Raw genomic sequence first — 1,352 nt, 5'->3', positions numbered from 1 at the left:
TGAAGTGCCCCATAATTGTTAGACAGATACTCTAACGATTGTGGGGCATTTTTATGACCAAATATTCTAGTGAATTAAAGTTACAAGTTGTGCAGGAGTATCTTTCAGGACGTGTATCATATAGTGCACTTTGCACGAAATACAGTATCCCGACAACGAGAGTAATCCGGGAATGGGTTGAACAGGCTCGCGCCCATGGACTAGAATCTCTTAAGCGGAAACATACGAAGACTGTTTACTCTCTGGAACAGAAGTTGGCCGTGGTAGACTATTACCAAACCAGTGGTGCGGGTGTGGTATCCGTGGCTGCCCATTTCGGGATTAGTTCCTCTCAGGTGGTTGCTTGGGTGAAGATCTTTAGGACTGAAGGAGTGGCCGGGTTGCGTCCCAAACCGCGAGGAAGGCGGTCTACAGTGAAACACAAGAAAACCAAACAAGTTAAGAAGCTGGAGCTCAGTGAGAAGGAAGCCTACCAGCAAGAGATCCTGAAATTACGCGGTGAGTTATACCATACCAGAATGGAGCGTGACTTCTTAAAAAAATTAGGGGCCGTATCGAAGAACAATCTGCCGCCCAAAAAGCGGCAGTAGTTGACACGTTACGGCATGACTATCCGCTTAAAGAATTATTAGTGTTAGCGCAGTTGCCGCGTGCCACTTTCTATGATCGCTTGAAGCGGAAGGATAAACCAGATAAATATACGGCCCTGAAGGCATTCATCAAGAAGACATTCCATGATTCGTATGAGACTTACGGATATCGTCGAATTCATGTCATGGCCCGTAGAGCCGGATTCAAGTGTTCTCCCAATACGGTGCTTCGGTTGATGGGCCAGCTCGATCTCAGCGTGACACTGTATTCACGCCACACCAGCGGCTATCACTCTTATAAGGGGAAGGTAGGCACTGTGAATGATAATCTGCTGCACCAACAATTCAATGCCCAGAAACCATTCGCTGTCCTGCATACGGATGTGACGCAGGTCAGATTGGTAGATCGCAGCTGGGGATATATTTCAGCGATCATTGACGAAGCTAGCCGAGAAGTCATCACAATCATTGTGACTAATTCTGCGAATAAAGAACAGCTACGTCTAACGCTTGATGACCTGGCTAAGAAACTGCCTTCTGGCGTCACACCGATCATGCATTCCGATCAAGGCTGGCAATACCAAACCCGTGAATACCAGATCCGGTTACACGCCATGGAAATCGTTCCAAGCATGTCCCGCAAAGGCAACTGTCATGACAATGCCCCAATGGAAAGCTTCTTCAACCTGCTTAAGCGTGAACGTCTCAATCGACAACCGATTAGGGATATTAAGGAGCTGAAACAAATCGTGACGCATTACG

2 protein-coding genes are annotated in these 1,352 nt (G+C 47.2%); both read left to right on the top strand.

The genetic code is table 11. The features are described 5' to 3' along the window. The first annotated feature begins 53 nt into the window (after positions 1-53). Positions 54-590 carry a helix-turn-helix domain-containing protein gene (locus FD09_RS15440; RefSeq protein ID WP_057822562.1) on the top strand — a complete coding sequence of 179 codons (537 nt, stop codon included), beginning with the start codon at positions 54-56 and terminating at the stop codon, positions 588-590. Then, a partial coding sequence (locus tag FD09_RS15435) for an IS3 family transposase (RefSeq protein ID WP_338054263.1) occupies positions 542-1,352 on the top strand: 811 nt, incomplete at its 3' end. The genes FD09_RS15440 and FD09_RS15435, both read left to right, overlap by 49 nt.

Origin of the sequence: Schleiferilactobacillus perolens DSM 12744 (assembly GCF_001435585.1) — a bacterium.
In the GTDB taxonomy this organism is placed as follows: Bacteria; Bacillota; Bacilli; order Lactobacillales; family Lactobacillaceae; genus Schleiferilactobacillus; species Schleiferilactobacillus perolens.
The sequence above is the reverse complement of the archived record's forward strand: the minus strand, read 5'-3'. Positions and strand labels throughout refer to the sequence as shown.